The organism is Microbacterium forte, assembly GCF_031885415.1.
Taxonomy (GTDB): domain Bacteria; phylum Actinomycetota; class Actinomycetes; order Actinomycetales; family Microbacteriaceae; genus Microbacterium; species Microbacterium forte.
In genome coordinates, this window is the sequence record NZ_CP116871.1 from 3023745 (window position 1) to 3040847 (window position 17103).

Here is a 17103-nt window from a genome sequence, read left to right on the forward strand (position 1 = left end):
GGGAAGTGTTCAGTATCTCAGGTCGCGATCAGCGGACCCTGACTCCGGTCAGGCGTCGCGGCGCGCTCCGGCCGACGGGGTGACGGTGAAGATCACGGGGGCCGTGAACCCGGATGCGGCGAACGCGGCGTTCACGGCATCCGTCACCTGCTGCACGGCATCCTGCTCGATGAGCGCGATCGCGGCTCCGCCGAACCCGCCGCCGGTCATCCGAGCGCCGATGGCACCGGCGGCGAGGGCGGCCTCGACCGCCGTGTCGAGCTCGGGCACCGAGATCTCGAAGTCGTCGCGCATCGAGGCATGGGAGGCCACGAGCAGGTCGCCGATGGAGCGGGGGCCCTCTTCGCGCAGCACCTTCACCGTGTCGAGCACGCGCTGGTTCTCGGTGACCACGTGGCGCACTCGACGGAAGGTCACGTCGTCCATGAGCTCTTCGGCGCGGGCCAGGTCGTCGACCGAGACGTCGCGCAGGCTCGGCACGCCCATGCTCGCGGCGCCGCGCTCGCAGGCGGCGCGGCGCTCGCCGTAGCCGCCGGTGGAGTGGGCGTGCTTGACGCGCGTGTCCATCACGAGGATCGCGAGGCCGGCCTCGGCGATGCCGACCTGCACGAGGTTCGCGTCGAGCGAGCGGCAGTCGAGGAAGATCGCCGCGTCGGGCTCGCCGAGCATCGAGGCCATCTGGTCCATGATGCCGGTCGGAGCGCCGACTGCCTCGTTCTCGGCTCGACGGCCGACGCGCGCGAGGGCGGTGCGGTCGAGTCCGGCGGCCCAGAGGTCGTTCAAGGCGGATGCCGTGGCGCTCTCGATCGCGGCGGACGACGAGAGTCCCGCGCCGACCGGGACGTCGGAGGTGATCGCGATGTCGAGGCCGCGGCCGTCCGCACCCGCCTGACGGAGCGCCCAGGCGACGCCGAGCGGGTATGCGGCCCATTCGGGCACACCGGGGGCGGTGCCAGACGGGGTGGGGAACAGCTCGTCGAGCTCGTCGAGGGAGACCTCGACCGGTGCATCGGCGAAGGTCGATGCGACGCGCACGCGGCCGAGGCCGTCGTCGCGGATCCCGACGGCCGCGTAGGTGCGGTGCGGGATCGCGAACGGCAGCACGAAGCCGTCGTTGTAGTCGGTGTGCTCGCCGATCAGGTTCACTCGTCCCGGCGCCGACCAGACACCGTCGGGGGCGCGGCCGGTGAGGTCGGTGAAGAGCGCCGTCGCGGCCTCGATGGTGGTGGTCATGCGGATGCCTCGTCTGCGGTGTCTGCGGTGTCTGCGGTGTCTGCGGTGTCTGCGGATGCGTGGGTGGCGTCTGCCTTCGCGATGGCCTCGCGGATGCGGGCGGCGCCCTGTTCGGGGGTGACCTCGGCGGCCCAGGCCCACATCGCGGCCTCGGAGCCGGCGAGGAACTTGAGCTTGTCGGCGGCCCGGCGGGGGCTGGTCAGCTGCAGATGCAGCCGCACGCTGTCGCGACCGACGTTCACGGGAGCCTGATGCCAGGCGGCGATGTACGGGGTCGGGGTGTCGTAGAGCGCGTCGACGCCACGGAGCAGGCGTAGGTACAGCGGGGCGAGTTCGTCGCGCTCGGCATCCGTCGTCTCGGCGAAATCGGGCACGTGGCGGTGCGGCATCAGGTGCACCTCGAGAGGCCAGCGGGCGGCGAAGGGCACGAAGGCCGTCCAGTGCTCTCCGCGGAACACGACGCGCTCGGACGTCTGCTCGGACTCGAGGATGTGCTGGAACAGGTCGGGAGCGGTGCGGTCGATCGAGTCGAGCAGCCGCGTGGTGCGCGGCGTCACGTAGGGGTACGCGTAGATCTGGCCGTGGGGGTGGGGGAGCGTGACCCCGATGGCCTCGCCGCGGTTCTCGAACGGGAAGATCTGCTGGATTCCCGGGAGCTGGGAGAGCGCTGCGGTGCGGTCGGCCCAGGCCTCGATCACGGTGCGGGCGCGCGTGACCGACTGCGTGCCGAACGATCCGGTGTGCTCGGGGCTGAAGCAGACGACCTCGCAGCGACCGACCGACGTGCGGGTGCGACCGAGGCCCAGAGCGCTGAGGTCGTCGAGTCCGCGCGGAGGGTTGCTCGCTGCGGGGGCGGTGCCGGTGGCCTCGGCCAGGGCGGGGCCGAACGCTGGCGAGCGGTTCTCGAACACGGCGACGTCGTAGAGCGACGGCACCTCAGACGGGTTGGTCGGTGACTGCGGAGCGAGCGGGTCGGCGTCGGCGCTCGGCATCATCACGCGGTTCTGCCGGTTCGCGGCGACGGTGATCCAGTCGCCCGTCAGCACGTCGAGGCGCATCGTGGCGGTCTCGCCGCGGGCATCGAGGGTGCGTGCGTCGACCGCGCGCTCGGCACCGAGCGTCGTGTCGGGGTCGTCGAAGTAGATCAGCTCGCGGCCGTCGGCGAGCGTGGTGGCCCGTTTGATGATTCCGGCTGAGAGAGTCTCGGTTCGCAACTCAGGAGATTCGTGCGTGTTCACGTAAACATGGTACGCACATCGCCGTGGTAACGTCAACATTCCAAGAGTTGTGGACGGACTTCGACGGAGACGGACCGAGTGATGGGTGGAGGATGCCGATGAACGACGACCTCGCGCTCAGCGGCGACCGGCCGCGTCGCAGTCGCCCCGCATCGGGTCGGGTGTCGATGGCGATGGTCGCCTCTCGCGCCGGCGTCTCGGGTCAGACCGTCTCACGCGTCGTCAACGACAGCCCCCGCGTCGACCCCGCCACCCGTGAACGTGTCGAGACGGCGATGGCCGAGCTCGGTTATCGCCCGCATCGCGCCGCGAGGGCGCTGCGCACCGGCCGCTCGCAGACCATCGGGCTCGTCGTCACCACTCTCGCGACGGTCGGCAACTCGCGGATGCTGCAGGCCACCGCCGAGGCAGCGGCGGAACGCGGTTATGCGCTCACCCTCGTGACGGCGGGCGACAGCGTCGCCGACGCCTTCGAGCGGCTCGCCGAGCAGGAGGTCGACGGGGCGATCGTGCTGAACGAGGCGTCCGCTCTCGTTCCCGAAGCCCAACGCCCGCCCGGTCTGCGACTGGTCGTGGTCGATGCGCCGGCGTCAGCCGAGATCGCCGTCGTGCACAGTGACCACGTCGGGGGCGCCGCCGCAGCGACCGCCCATCTGTTGAGCCTCGGTCACGAGACCGTGCACCATCTCGCCGGGCCTTCCGGGTCGTTCGCCGCGGCGGAACGCGAGCGCGGGTGGAGGCAGGCTCTCGCGGACGCGGGCATCGAGCCCGCGCCCGTCGTCCGCGGCGACTGGACGGCCGAGGCCGGTTTCGTCGCCGGGGAGGCGTTGCGCGCAGCATCCGCCGTCTTCTGCGCCAACGACCAGATGGCGCTCGGGCTGCTGCGGGCCTTCGCCGAGGCGGGGCGGCGGGTTCCCGAAGACGTCGGCGTCGTCGGGTTCGACGACGTGCCGGATGCCGCGAACTACCGGCCTCCGCTGACGACGATCCGCCAGGACTTCACGGCGCTCGCGCAGCGCGCCGTGGGTCTGCTCGTCGCAGAGATCGAGGGCACGCCGGGCGTCGCGGCATCCGCTGTCGTCCCGACTCTTCTGATCGACCGCGCCAGCACCCGCTGAGGCGCTCGGTTCTTCACGCGGGCAGCCGTCCGTCTCGCCCTGCGGGGTCAGAGGCGCGCCCGGCGCGCGGTGTGGGGCCAGAGATCGCACCCGGCGCACGGTGTGGGGTCAAAAACGCCCCCGGCGAACGGTCTGGGGTCAAAAACGCATCTGGCGCACGGTGTGGGGTCAAAAAAGCACCCGAACAGGCCGGTTCGGATGTGGAATTGACCTCTGCACCCGGCCCCGCCCAGCGAGACCCCTCGCAGAAGTAAAGGAGAGCGTTTTCCCCGCTGCTTGCACATAAGCCTCTAGCGTGGCATGCTGACGGAAAGCGCTTACCCGCGCCGGATCGCACACAGGGGTTTCCCCGCACAGGATGCGGGATCTGAAAGAAGAGAACGGACCAGCAATGTCGCAGACGACAACCCGCGAGATCGGGATCATCATGAACGGCGTCTCGGGACGCATGGGCTACCGGCAGCACCTCGTGCGGTCGATCCTCGCGATCCGTGAAGAGGGCGGCATCGAGCTGCCCGACGGATCCCGCATCACGGTGAAGCCGCTGCTCGTCGGCCGCAATGAGGCCAAGCTCGCCGAGCTCGCCGCCAAGCACGGCATCGAGGACTACACGACCGACCTCGACGCGGCCCTCGCCGACCCGAAGTGGGAGATCTACGCCGACTTCCTCGTGACCAAGGCCCGTGCCTCCGCTCTTCGCAAGGCGATCGCGGCAGGCAAGGCCATCTACACCGAGAAGCCCACCGCGGAGTCGCTGGACGAGGCTCTCGAGCTCGCGCGTCTCGCCGATGAGGCCGGCGTCAAGACCGGCGTCGTGCACGACAAGCTCTACCTGCCCGGCCTGCAGAAGCTCAAGCGCCTGATCGACTCGGGCTTCTTCGGCCGCATCCTGTCGGTGCGAGGCGAGTTCGGCTACTGGGTGTTCGAGGGCGATTGGCAGCCCGCGCAGCGACCCAGCTGGAACTACCGCACCGAAGACGGCGGCGGCATCATCGTCGACATGTTCCCGCACTGGAACTACGTGCTCGAGAACCTGTTCGGCGAGGTCAAGAGCGTCTACGCGCAGGCCGCCGTGCACATCGCCGACCGCTGGGACGAGAACGGCGAGCACTACACCGCCACCGCCGAAGACGCCGCATACGGCATCTTCGAGATCGAGGGCGGCATCATCGCCGAGATCAACTCGAGCTGGACGGTGCGCGTGAACCGCGATGAGCTCGTCGAGTTCCAGGTCGACGGCACCCACGGATCCGCCGTGGTCGGACTCTTCGGCGCGAAGATCCAGCCGCGCAACGCGACGCCGAAGCCGGTGTGGAACCCCGACCTCGAAGACAGTCATGACTACGACGCCGACTGGCAGCAGGTGCCCACGAACGACGTCTTCCTCAACGGCTTCCGTCAGCAGTGGGAGGAGTACCTGGTCTCGTTCGTCGAGGGCACGAAGTACCCCTTCGACCTGCTTTCGGGTGCTCGCGGCGTGCAGTTCGCCGAGGCCGGTCTGACCTCCAGCGCCGAGGGCCGCAAGGTCGCGCTCGAGCCGCTGACGCTGGGCTGAGCATGAGCACTCTCCGACTTCTCGACGCCGCGGGCGCGGTGACGGATGCCGAGCTGCGCGAGGGCGGCGGGTACTCGCGACCGTCCTCGCCGCTGCAGAGCCGCGTCGCTTACGCCGCAGCCCATGTCGTGCCCAAGGTGCACGCCGACAACACCCCGGGGCAGCCCGCCGACATCGATTGGGATTCGACGCTCGCGTTCCGCCGCAACGTGTATTCGTGGGGACTCGGCGTCGCCGATGCCATGGACACCGCGCAGCGCAACATGGGCCTGGATGCCGCGGCGACGCGCGAGCTCATCGCACGCAGCGCCGAGGTCGCCCGCGAGGAGGGTGGCTCCGTCGTGGTCGGCGTCAACACCGATCACGTCGCCGAGTCGCACATCACGCTCGACCAGGTGATCGATGCCTACAAGGAGCAGCTGCACTTCACCGAGGAGCAGGGCGCGGGCCCCGTGCTCATGGCCTCGCGCCACCTGGCCCGCGTCGCGGAGAGCGCCGACGACTACCGTCGCGTCTACCGCGAAGTGCTCTCGTCGGCCACGGTTCCGGTCGTGCTGCACTGGCTCGGAACGGCCTTCGATCCTGAGCTCGCCGGCTACTTCGGCGCGGACGACTGGCAGACGGCATCCGCTGCGCTGCTCGACATCATCGGGGAGCAGCCCGACAGGGTCGCGGGCGTGAAGATGAGCCTGCTGAACGCCGAGTCCGAGATCTCGGTGCGTGAGCAGCTTCCGCAGGGCGTGCGCATGTTCACGGGCGACGACTTCAACTACGTCGGCCTCATCGGCGGCGACACCACCCGGTCGTCGAGCGAGGAGCGAAGCACCGAGACGAAACGCACCCACTCCGATGCGCTGCTCGGCGCGTTCGCGGCGATCACCCCGGTGGCGTCCGCAGCGATCCAGGCGCTGGATGCCGGAGCCCCTGCCCGCTACCTCGAGATCCTCGGACCGACCGAAGAACTGAGCCGCCAGGTGTTCGCCGCTCCGACGTTCTATTACAAGACCGGAGTCGCCTTCCTCTCCTGGCTCAACGGGCATCAGCCCGCGTTCCAGATGGTCGGCGGTCTGCACTCGGCGCGGAGCCTTCCGCACCTCAGCCGCATCGTCGAGCTGGCCAACGCGTCGCTCGCATTGGAGAAGCCCGAACTCGCGCGCGAGCGCTGGCACGGGATGCTGCGCCTGAACGGGGCGGATGCATGATCGTCGATCCCCGCCTGTCGATCAATCAGGCGACCATCAAGCACGCCGACCTCGCGACGGCGCTGCGGGTGACGGCGGATGCCGGCGTCCAGGCGATCGGTCTGTGGCGCGAGCCCGTGAACGAGGTCGGGCTCGACGTCGCCGCCCGCATGCTCGAGGACTCGGGGCTGCGATTCACGACGCACTGCCGCGGCGGGTTCTTCACCCTTCCCGAGGGGCCCGAGCGCGTCGCGGCACTCGACGACAACCGCCGCGCGATCGAGGAGACCGCGACGCTCGCCGCCGCAGGTGCCGACGGGTCGACCGCGGTGCTCGTGCTCGTGGCCGGCGGCATCCCCGCCGGCTCTCGCGATCTGATCGGCGCGCGCGAACGAGTGCGCGACGCGATCGGCGTGCTCGCCTCCGATGCGAAGGCGTCGGGGGTGACGCTGGCGATCGAGCCGCTGCATCCGATGTACGCCTCCGATCGCGCTGTCGTCTCGACGCTCGGCCAGGCGCTCGACATCGCCGCCGACTTCGACGCCGATGTCGTGGGCGCAGCAGTCGACACGTTCCACATCTGGTGGGATCCGCAGGTGCTCGAGCAGATCGCGCGCGCCGGTCGAGAGGGCCGCATCGCGACCTATCAGGTGTGCGACTGGAAGACCCCGCTCGCCGCCGACGTGCTGCTGTCGCGGCATTACACGGGCGACGGCGTGATCGACTTCGGCTCGCTCACCCGCGCCGTGATCGAGACGGGATACGACCGCGATATCGAGGTCGAGATCTTCAACGCCGACATCTGGGCGGATGCTCCCGAGAACGTCGTGCGGCGCACGGCCGAGACCTTCGGTGCCGCGGTCTCGCCGCACCTGCGCTGACGTCGGGGACCCCATCGCCGAAGGCGTGCCGCTCGCGCGCAACCGGCGTGCCACGTGCAGGACCAGGGCACGGATGTCGGGCCGGAACACGATTCCGGTCCTGCATCCGTGCCTCGATCCTGCAGGCGGTGCCGCGCGCTGACACGAAGAGAGCCGCCGGGCGCAACCCCCGAGACACCGACGCAGACCGTTGAGAGGATGAACCCATGACAACGATCCGGCCAGGACTCTGCTCGGTGACCTTCGCGTCGCTGAGCGTCGAACGCGTCGTCGAGCTCGCAGCGGAGGCGCGACTCGAGGTCATCGAGTGGGGTGCCGACGAGCATGTGCCGGCCGGGGATGTCGAGCAGGCGGCGAGGGCGGCGAGGCTGACGACGGATGCCGGGCTGGTGTGCTGCTCGTACGGCTCGTACTTCCGCGCCGGTGCCGACGAGGCGGTCACTCCCGTGCTCGACACCGCCGAGGCTCTCGGCGTCGACCGCGTGCGCGTCTGGGCGGGGTCGATCGGATCCGACGAAGCCGCACCGCAGGACTGGGCGGCGACGATCGCCCGACTACAGGATGCGGTCGACGAGGCGAGCGCGCGGGGCATGTCCCTCGCGCTCGAGTTCCATTCGGGCACGCTCGCCGACACCGCGCCGACGACACTCCGAGTGCTCGAGGAGGTCGCGAGGCCCACGCTCAGCACCTACTGGCAGCCCACTGTCGGTGCCGCGGTCGACGCGGTGCTCGATGAGTATCGCGCGATCGCAGACCATGTGAGCGCCGCGCACGTGTTCTCGTGGTGGCCCGACCACGACCGGCTGCCGCTGCGGGCACGTGATGCCCTCTGGACCCGGTTCTTCGGAGAGGCGCAGTCTGCGCCCACGCCCCCGAGAGACGCACTGCTCGAATTCGTGCCCGGTGATGATCCGGCGATGATGCGTGGCGAGGCCGCGACGCTCCGCTCGTACCTCTCGCTCTAAGGCCGGCATGCACGTCAGGACTCGGGTTGCCGCCGCCCACCGTTCCTCGGCGCCGCCCGCATCGCACAGTATGCTCGGGGCATGAGTCAGCAGGAAAGCCCTTCCCGGGTGCGTCAGCCGCGGCACTCCCGAGGCGCAGCCCCGACCCTGCACGACGTGGCCCGAGAGGCCGGGGTCTCCCTCGCCACGGCATCCCGCGTTCTGAACGGATCCGAGCGCAAGGTCGCCGAGTCCTTCCGTGAGCGCGTCGAGCAGGCGGCGGCCGAGCTTGGCTACACGGCGAACGCGTCTGCTCAGGCCACCGCCCGCGGCAGCTCGCCCGTGATCGCGCTGCTCGTCGCCGACATCGCCGACCCGTACTTCGGACTCATCGCCGCGGGCGTCGCTCGCGGAGCCGACGAGCACGGCCTCGTCGTCACCATCGCGATCACCGAGCGCGACCCGGCCCGCGAGGCGCGCATCGTGCGCGCGCTGCGCGGACAGCGACCCCAGGGCCTGATCCTCGCCGCCTCACGCACGAACGAGCCGGCCGACTCCGACACCTCGCGCGAGCTCGCGGAGTACGCCCGGTTCGGCGGGCAGGTGGTCACCTTCGGGGCCGGCAGTGCAGAGAACCGCCACGTCGAGATCGACAACCGCGCCGGTGCAGAGGCGCTGGGCCGCCGCATGGCGTCGCTCGGCTACCGCTCGGCCATCGCGATCGGTGCGGCCGAGGGGGTCCTGACCTCGGACGAGCGTCTCGCCGGATTCCGCGCCGGCTTCGAATCAGGCGGCGGCACGATCGATCGGCTGATCCGAGGCGACTTCCGCCGCGAATCCGGTGTGCAGGCGATGTCGGCGGCGCTCGCCGACGGCGTCGAGCCGGGCACTCTCGTGTTCGGCATGAGCGATGTCGTCGCGATCGGTGCGATGTCGGCGATCCGCGACGCGGGTCGTGAGATCGGCTCCGACATCGCCGTCTGCGGTTTCGACGATGTGCCGTCGTCGAGCGATGTCACGCCGGCGCTCACGACCGTGCGGGTGCCGCTGAGCGAGGTCGGCTACCAGGCCTTCCGAGCGACGGTCGACGCCGACTGGCAGCAGGCGGCGCTGCCGCTCGAGGTCATCGTGCGGTCGAGCACCCCCGGTATCGCCTGATGACCCGCGTCGTGCTGGCGCCGGACAGCTTCAAGGGCACGATCACCGCGGCGGATGCGGCAGCATCCCTCGCTGAGGGCTGGGCGTCGGTCGATCCTTCCGCGACGTTCGTGCACCGACCGATGGCAGACGGCGGCGAGGGCACCGTCGCCGCCTTCGCCGCGGCCGTGCCGGGGGCGCGACGCATGCCGGTCGTCGTCGACGGGCCCGCTGGCGTGCCGCTAGAGACCAGCTGGCTGCTGCTGCCCCCATCCGCCGGGTCTCCTGGCGGCACCGGCGTCATCGACCTCGCCTCCACCTCGGGCATCGAACTTCTCGACGAGCTGCGCCCGTGGGATGCCGACACCACCGGCTTCGGTCAGGCGATCGCCGCCGCCCTCGACCACGGCGTCACGCGACTGGTGGTCGGCATCGGATCGAGTGCGTCGACAGACGGCGGCACCGGGATGCTGTCCGCGCTCGGTGCCCGATTCCTCGACGCGTCCGGTGAGCCCGTCGCCCGCGGTGCGCGCGGTCTCGCCGACATCGCATCGGTCGATCTGAGCGCCCTGCGTACCGCGCCTCAGGTGCGCGTGCTCACCGACGTCACCAACCCGCTCGTCGGCCCTCGGGGTGCCGCAGCCGTGTTCGGGCCGCAGAAGGGTCTCGACGCCTCCGAGCTCTCAGACGTGGATGCCGGACTCGCCCGACTCGCCGACCTGCTCGGCCTCGATGCCGCTCTGCCCGGCACCGGAGCCGCCGGGGGCACGGGTGGTGCGCTCGTCGTCTGGGGAGCGGCGCTCGCTCCCGGAGCCGCCGAAGTGGCGGAGCTCATCGGGCTCGCGGACGCGATCTCCGACGCCGACGTCGTCATCACGGGCGAGGGCTCGTACGACGGTCAGTCCGGCGACGGCAAGGTGCCTTCGTTCATCGCGGGCCTCGCGGCATCGGCCGGGGCCGTCGCGCTGCTCGCGGCCGGGCGCATCACCGCCGACTCCGATGTGTCGCTGTTCGCGGCATCCGCGTCTCTCAGCGACATCGCCGGATCGTCGGATGCCGCTCTCGCGGAGCCTGCGCGCTGGTTGCGCGAGGCCGGCGCGCTGCTCGCCAGTTCGGTCTGACCGGCCGCTGCTGCCGCCTCTGCTCTTCGGGCTGCCCCCGCGCAGCATCCGATCGCGCTCGACTGCGGTGGTCGAAAATGCATCCCAGGCGGCCGTTTCCGGTGGTTTTTCGACCACGCACGTCTGTGCAACCCCCGGTGGCGCGCAGTCACGGTCTGTGGTGGTCGAAAACGCATCCGAAGTCGCTGCGTCGGATGTGTCTTCGACCCCGCACCCGCGTTGGGTGGCTGTTTCGACCCGGCCTGCGCATGGCGTCCGCCAGGTGGGGTCGCTTTCGCATCGCTGAGCCCAGGCGCCCGATCCCGGATGCTCTCGACCCCGGCATGCGCGACCCCGGCGTGCGCTGACCCCGGATGCACTTCTGCCCCCGCACGGGCGGCGTGCGGGGGCAGAAGACGGACGGAAGCGGTACGCCGGGTCAGTCGCCGAGGGCGGCCGACACCACGGCGCGAGCCTCGGCCTGCACCTCGGCGAGGTGCTCGGGGCCGCGCAGGCTCTCGGCGTACAGCTTGTAGACGTCTTCGGTGCCGGACGGGCGCGCGGCGAACCATGCGTGCTCGGTCTGCACCTTGAGTCCGCCGATCGCGGCGCCGTTGCCCGGTGCGTGCGACAGCTTGGAAGTGATCTCCTCGCCCGCCAGGGTCGTCGCCGAGACGGCATCCGGCGCCAGCTTGCCGAGCGTCGCCTTCTGCGCCGGCGTCGCCGGGGCGTCGACGCGCTGGTAGGCCGACGAACCGAAGGCCTGCTCCAGCTCGGCGTACCGCTCCGACGGGGTCTTGCCCGTCACGGCGATGATCTCGGCCGCGAGCAGGCACAGCAGGATGCCGTCCTTGTCGGTCGACCACACCGTGCCGTCCTTGCGGAGGAACGATGCTCCGGCCGACTCCTCGCCGCCGAAGGCCACGGATCCGTCGAGCAGCCCGGGCACGAACCACTTGAAGCCGACGGGCACCTCGAGCAGGCGGCGTCCGAGCGACTCGGCGACGCGGTCGATGATCATCGACGACACGAGGGTCTTGCCGATCGCTGCGTCGCGCGGCCACTCGGCGCGGTGCGAGAACAGGTAGTCGATCGCGACCGCGAGGTAGTGGTTGGGGTTCATCAGCCCGGCGTCGGGGGTGACGATGCCGTGGCGGTCGGCATCCGCATCGTTGCCGGTGAGCACGTCGTAGTCGGCCTTCTTGGCGACCAGCGAGGCCATCGCCGACGGGGATGACGGATCCATGCGGATCTTCTCGTCCCAGTCGAGCGTCATGAAGCGCCAGGTCGGGTCGACTTCGGGGTTCACGACGGTCAGGTCGAGGTCGTAGACCTCCTTGATGAGCGCCCAGTATTCGACCGAGGCTCCGCCGAGGGGGTCGGCTCCGATGCGCACCCCGGCGGTGCGGATCGCGTCGATGTCGATGATGGTGGCCAGATCGCGCACATAGGCGTCGCGGAAGTCATATCCGGGAAGCGCGTCCCAGTCGATATCGGCGAACCGCTCGCGCTTGACGTCGACCAGACCGCCGGTGATCAGCTCGTTGGCGCGGTCGGCGATCCAGCCGGTCGCGTCGGTGTCTGCCGGTCCGCCGTGCGGCGGGTTGTACTTGAACCCGCCGTCCCTCGGCGGGTTGTGCGACGGGGTGACGACGATGCCGTCGGCGCGGCCGGCGGCATCCGGTGCGAGGTCGCGGTTGAAGGTGAGGATCGCGTGGCTGAGCGCCGGGGTCGGCACCCACGCGTCGCGGGAGTCGACTCGGACGTCGACGCCGTTCGCGACCAGCACCTCGATGGCGCTGCGCTCGGCCGGCAGCGACAGGGCGTGAGTGTCACGACCGAGGAACAGCGGGCCGGTGATGCCCTGCGCCGCGCGGTAGTCGACGATCGCCTGGGTGGTGGCCAGGATGTGGTTCTCGTTGAAGCTCTTGGTGAGCGACGACCCGCGATGACCGCTCGTCCCGAACGCGACCCGCTCGGCGGCGACGCCGGGGTCGGGGACACGATCGTAGTAAGCGGCGATCAGCTCGTCGACATCGATCAGATCGGATTCTTCGGCTGGTAGGCCGGCACGGCTCGTCATGCAGACAGTCTGCCCCCATCTCGGCATCCGCGCATCTTCTGGGCCCCTACCCGTGCCCTAAGGTGAAACGCGTGACTGAACGCCGCACCTACAGCTATCTCGGCCCCGCCGGAACATTCACCGAAGCGGCGCTCGAGCAGGTCGCCGAAGCGCGAGGCCAGGACTGGCGTGCCGTGCACAACGTCGGCGAGGCGCTCGCCGACGTGCTCGAGGGTCGAAGCGATGCCGCCATGATCGCGATCGAGAACTCGATCGAGGGCGGCGTCTCGACCACTCAGGATGCTCTGGCGACGCTGCCCGGCCTGCGGATCGTCGGCGAGTACCTGGTGCCCGTGAACTTCGTGCTCGTGGCTCCGCGCGGCACCACGCTGGCCGATGTGCAGGTGATCGCCGCGCACCCCGTCGCCTATGCGCAGTGCCATGGCTGGCTCGGCGAGCACCTTCCGACGCACTCGCACGTCCCGGCGGCGAGCAACGTGGCGTCGGCGATCGGCATGCTCGACGGCGGTCTTCCCGCGCAGGCGGCCATCGCCGCTCCCGGCGTCGTGAAGCACCTCGACGTCGACGTGCTGGCCGAGGACATCGGTGACAACGCCCAGGCCGTCACCCGCTTCGTGCTCGTCACCCGCACCACCACGGCACCGGCTCCCACCGGCGCCGACAAGACCTCGCTGATCGTCGAACTGCCGAACGACCACCCGGGTTCGCTCCTCGAGATGCTCGAGCAGTTCTCGACCCGTGGCATCAACCTCTCACTGATCCAGTCGCGTCCGATCGGCGACGAGCTCGGCCGCTACCGGTTCGTGATCGACGCCGACGGCCACATCGAGCACGAGCGCATGGCCGATGCTCTGCTCGGCATCCGTCGTTTCAGCCCCCGGGTGGTGTTCCTCGGGTCGTACCCGCGGGCCGACCGGCAGATCGTGCAGTACCCCGAGCGCTACTCCGACGACATCTTCGTCGAGGCACGCGACTGGCTGCGCGGCATCCTCTCGGGCGAACCCGAGGACTGAGACCGACCCCGGGTCAGACCGCGCTGAGCTGCACGAGCGCCCGCTTGAACTCGGGCATCGCCGAGTGCGGATCGACCCGGTCGTCGGTGAGCAGATTCGCGCTCTCGCCGTCGGGGTAGTGGAACGGCAGGAACACCGTGTCGGGTCTGATGTCGTGCGTCAGCTCGGCCCGCGCCTGCACCGTGCCGCGGGAGTTCGAGAGGCGGATGCCGTCGCCCTCGCCGATCCCGTGGCGACGCGCCGTGGCGGGGTGCAGCTGGGCGACGAGGGAAGGCCGCTTCTCGGTGAGTTCGGAGACGCGGCGGGTCTGCGTACCGCTCTGATACTGCTCGAGCAGTCGCCCGGTGATCAGTGTGAGCCGGTCGGCGCTCGGCGTCTGCTGCGCCCGCGCCCGCACCGCCACGAGCTTCGCGCGCCCGTCGGCGTGCGCGAACCGGTCGGCGAACAGACGGGGCGTGCCGAGGCTGCCGATCGGGAACGGCCAGTGCGCCTCGATGCCCAGGTCGAGCAGGGCGTGACTCAGCCCCGAGTAGTCGGCGCGGCCGCCGGCCGAGGCGCGGGCGAGCTCGTCGAACACTTCTGAGGGGTCGAGGCTCCAGACGCCGGGGGCGTCGAGGCGGCGGGCGAGCTCGGCCATGATCCACAGCTCGCTGCGGGCTCCGGCAGGGGCGTCGACGGCCCGTCGGCGACGCAGCACCCGGCCCTCGAGGTTGGTCATGGTGCCCTCCTCCTCGGCCCACTGCAGCACGGGCAGCACGATGTCGGCGGCCTTCGCGGTCTCGGAGAGGAAGAAGTCGGCGACGACGAGCAGGTCGAGCCGGCCGAGGGCCTCTCGCACCGTCGAGACGTCGGGTGCAGACACGAAGACGTTGGAGCCGTGCACGAGCAGGGCGCGCACGCCGCCTGGCAGGCCGGCGGTCTGCAGCAGCTCGACGGCCGGCACACCGGCGCCGGGGAGATCGTCGGGGGCGACACCCCACACCGCCGCGACGGATGCGCGCGCCACCGGGTCCGTGATCGACTGATACCCGGGCAGCTGGTCGGCCTTCTGCCCGTGCTCGCGTCCGCCCTGCCCGTTGCCCTGCCCGGTGAGGGTGCCGTAGCCGCACCCCGGAGTGCCCGGCAGTCCGAGCAGCAGCGCCAGGTTGATGGCAGCGGTCGCGGTGTCGGTGCCGTCGACGTGTTGCTCGACCCCGCGGCCGGTGAGGATGTACGTCGAGCCGGGTTCGGCCAGCCGGCGGGCGAGATCCCGGATGCTGCGCGCGGGCACCCCGGTGACGGTCTCGGCGCGCTCGGGCCACCACGCCGACACCGACTGCCGGAGCGCATCGATGCCCGAGGTGCGCTGCCGCACGTAGCCCGAGTCGTACAGCTCTTCGGCGATCACGACGTGGGTCAGTGCCAGCAGCAGAGCGAGGTCGGTGCCCGGCACCGGCTGCAGATGGATGCCGGCCCCGTCGGCGCACAGCCGGGCCGTCGAGCTGCGGCGAGGATCGACGACGATGAGGCCACCGCGTGCCCTGGCGCCCTGCAGGTGCGACACGAACGGGGGCATGGTGTCGCCGACGTTCGAGCCGAGCAGGAGAACCGTCTCGGCGGTGTCGAGGTCGGTCAGCGGGAAGGGGAGACCCCGGTCGATCCCGAAGGCGCGGTTGGCGGCGGCCGCGGCGGACGACATGCAGAAGCGGCCGTTGTAGTCGATGCGCGAGGTGCGCAGCGCGATGCGGGCGAACTTGCCGAGCTGGTAGGCCTTCTCGTTCGTGAGGCCGCCGCCGCCGAAGACGCCGATCGCATCGTGGCCGTCCTCCGCGGCGATCCCCTCCAGCTGAGCGGCGATCAGGTCGAGGGTGGAGTCCCACTCCGCCGGATGCAGCTCGCCGTCGTCGCCCCGCACCAGGGGAGTGGTGAGGCGCCCGGTGTCGGCGAGCAGCTCCGCCGACGTCCATCCCTTCTTGCACAGACCGCCGCGGTTGGTCGGGAAGTCGCGGCCCGTGACGGTCACCGGCAGGGCTTCTCCCGCGGTGGGAGTCAGCGTCATCGCGCACTGCAGCGCGCAGTAGGGGCAGTGGGTGTCGGTCATGCGACGGCCTCCGCGCGGTCGTGCAGCAGTTCGGTGATCCTGGCTCGGCATCCGCCGCATCCGGTGCCGGCGCGCGTGCAGTCCCCGATCGCGGCGACCGAGCTGCAGCCGTCATCGATCGCATCCTCGATCTGCCCGACGGTGACGGCGTTGCAGATGCAGAGCGTCGCGTCACGACCGGCAGGCGCCACCACGTCGGCATCGGGATCGTCGAGGCGCAGCAGCAGCGATCGGTCTGCGGGCAGCTCGCCGCCGCGCAGATACAGCACGCTCAGCTCCGCGGCGGCCCGCGGCATCCCGACCGCCACGAAACCGGTGAGGATGCCGTCGCGCGTCGCCATCTTGACGTAGGTGCCGTGCTCGGGGTCGGCCCACACCGCGATGCCCGGCGCATCCTCGCCCACAGGGACCGGCGCGAACGGGTCGGCCGAGACGTCGCCGGCCGAGGCGATGTCGACCAGCTCGCCCTTCAGCACGACGACCCCCGGATGCTCGTCCGTGAACTCGGCCGCGTCGCCGATGCCGTCCAGCTCGGCAGCGATGGTCGCGGCCAGCCAGCTCGCCTGCCGCCACCCTGGGCCGATGAGGCCGTGCGGTCCGCCGGGCACCTGGCGCTCGTGCAGGTGCTCGGCGGGGTCGGCGAGGTGGGCGCAGTCGCCGATCGCATGGATGCGGGGATCCGACCACGATCGCAGCGAGCTGTCGACGAGCACGCCGTTGCCGATGCGCAGTCCTGCCGCCTCGGCGAGCTCGGTGCGCGCCCTCACCCCGCACGACAGCACGAGCAGGTCGCCTTCGATGCGCTTGCCGTCGGAGCTGGCCAGCGCGCGGAACCGGCGGATGCCGTCGTCGCCCTCGACGCCGATGACGCCCTCGGCGCGCGTGTGCGGCACGAGCGTGACGCCGGCGGAGGCGAGGGCGGTCGAGAGGATGCTCGCCGATCCGCGGTCGAGCTGACGCGGCATCGGCATCGGGCCGAAGTGGGCGACCGAGGGCACGGCACCCGCATCGGCGAGCAGCATCGCGAGCTCGATTCCGAGCACGCCGGCCCCGAGCACCACCACCCGGCCGCCGCGCTCGACCACGGCCCGCACCTGCTCGGCATCCGCCAGGTCGCGCAGCACGCAGACGCCCGCGGTGAGGCGGGTGTCGAGGCCCGTGCCGTCCGGCCCCAGCGTGTCGAGTCCGTCGAGTGTCGGGACGATCGATCGCGCGCCGGTCGCGAGCACCAGCCGGTCATAGCCGACGTCCGAGCCGTCGGCGAGCTCGACGAGCTGCGCCCCGCGGTCGATGCGCACCGCTCGCGCTCCGAGACGCAGATCGATCCCCGGAAGGCCCGCTGCGGTGGCCAGGGTGAGTTCGTCGGCCGAGGCCTCGCCGACCGCGAGCTCCGCGAGGAGGACCCTGTTGTAGGGGTTCGCCGTCTCCGCACCCAGCACGGTCACCGTCGCCCGGCCCTCGGAGACGAGGGGCAGGAGCTCCTCGGCGAAGCGGATGCCGACGGGCCCCGCGCCGATGACGACGATGCGCTCGGTCATGA

General features: G+C 70.8%; 13 protein-coding genes. 8 read left to right on the forward strand and 5 right to left on the reverse strand.

The window, feature by feature from the left end; translation table 11 throughout:
• Positions 1 to 48: 48 nt before the first annotated feature.
• Positions 49 to 1233, reverse strand: coding sequence for a galactokinase (gene galK, locus OB895_RS14580; RefSeq protein WP_079113568.1), 1185 nt, complete (start codon positions 1231 to 1233; stop codon positions 49 to 51).
• Positions 1230 to 2471: a galactose-1-phosphate uridylyltransferase gene (gene galT / locus OB895_RS14585; RefSeq protein ID WP_228385583.1), complete on the reverse strand. Its 1242-nt coding sequence runs from the start codon at positions 2469 to 2471 to the stop codon at positions 1230 to 1232. The genes galK and galT overlap by 4 nt, the downstream gene beginning before the upstream one ends.
• 167 nt (positions 2472 to 2638) lie before the next feature.
• Here galT and OB895_RS14590 point away from each other — a divergent pair, with 167 nt between their 5' ends.
• The 7 genes from OB895_RS14590 (at position 2639) to OB895_RS14620 (ending at position 10408) form a co-directional block, all read left to right on the forward strand.
• Positions 2639 to 3589: a LacI family DNA-binding transcriptional regulator gene (locus tag OB895_RS14590; protein ID WP_079114063.1), complete on the forward strand. Its 951-nt coding sequence runs from the start codon at positions 2639 to 2641 to the stop codon at positions 3587 to 3589.
• 391 nt (positions 3590 to 3980) lie between these two features.
• Complete coding sequence (locus OB895_RS14595; protein ID WP_079113566.1) at positions 3981 to 5144, forward strand: Gfo/Idh/MocA family protein; 1164 nt, start codon at positions 3981 to 3983, stop codon at positions 5142 to 5144.
• Positions 5145 to 5146: 2 nt separating this feature from the next.
• Positions 5147 to 6346: a dihydrodipicolinate synthase family protein gene (locus OB895_RS14600; RefSeq protein WP_079113565.1), complete on the forward strand. Its 1200-nt coding sequence runs from the start codon at positions 5147 to 5149 to the stop codon at positions 6344 to 6346.
• A complete protein-coding gene (locus OB895_RS14605) occupies positions 6343 to 7206 on the forward strand; it encodes a sugar phosphate isomerase/epimerase family protein (RefSeq protein WP_079113564.1) in 864 nt (287 codons plus the stop codon). The genes OB895_RS14600 and OB895_RS14605 overlap by 4 nt, the downstream gene beginning before the upstream one ends.
• 206 nt (positions 7207 to 7412) lie before the next feature.
• Complete coding sequence (locus tag OB895_RS14610) at positions 7413 to 8171, forward strand: sugar phosphate isomerase/epimerase family protein (protein WP_079113563.1); 759 nt, start codon at positions 7413 to 7415, stop codon at positions 8169 to 8171.
• Between the two features lie 81 nt (positions 8172 to 8252).
• Positions 8253 to 9308 (forward strand): LacI family DNA-binding transcriptional regulator, encoded by a 1056-nt coding sequence (locus tag OB895_RS14615; protein ID WP_079113562.1) that lies wholly within the window; start codon positions 8253 to 8255, stop codon positions 9306 to 9308.
• The gene (locus tag OB895_RS14620; RefSeq protein WP_079113561.1) at positions 9308 to 10408 is read left to right on the forward strand and encodes a glycerate kinase; all 1101 of its coding nucleotides are present in this window, start codon (positions 9308 to 9310) and stop codon (positions 10406 to 10408) included. The genes OB895_RS14615 and OB895_RS14620 overlap by 1 nt, the downstream gene beginning before the upstream one ends.
• Before the next feature lie 418 nt (positions 10409 to 10826).
• Here OB895_RS14620 and pgm read toward each other — a convergent pair whose 3' ends face one another.
• A complete protein-coding gene (gene pgm / locus OB895_RS14625; RefSeq protein WP_079113560.1) occupies positions 10827 to 12470 on the reverse strand; it encodes a phosphoglucomutase (alpha-D-glucose-1,6-bisphosphate-dependent) in 1644 nt (547 codons plus the stop codon).
• Positions 12471 to 12532: 62 nt separating this feature from the next.
• Here pgm and pheA point away from each other — a divergent pair, with 62 nt between their 5' ends.
• A complete protein-coding gene (gene pheA / locus OB895_RS14630; protein WP_042541487.1) occupies positions 12533 to 13483 on the forward strand; it encodes a prephenate dehydratase in 951 nt (316 codons plus the stop codon).
• A gap of 13 nt (positions 13484 to 13496) precedes the next feature.
• Here the strand turns inward: pheA and OB895_RS14635 are convergent, their stop codons facing one another.
• Positions 13497 to 15563, reverse strand: a complete 2067-nt coding sequence (locus tag OB895_RS14635) for a molybdopterin oxidoreductase family protein (protein WP_079113559.1) — start codon at positions 15561 to 15563, stop codon at positions 13497 to 13499.
• Positions 15560 to 17101, reverse strand: a complete 1542-nt coding sequence (locus tag OB895_RS14640; protein WP_079113558.1) for an FAD-dependent oxidoreductase — start codon at positions 17099 to 17101, stop codon at positions 15560 to 15562. Before OB895_RS14640 ends, OB895_RS14635 begins: the two co-directional genes overlap by 4 nt.
• Positions 17102 to 17103 lie beyond the last annotated feature (2 nt).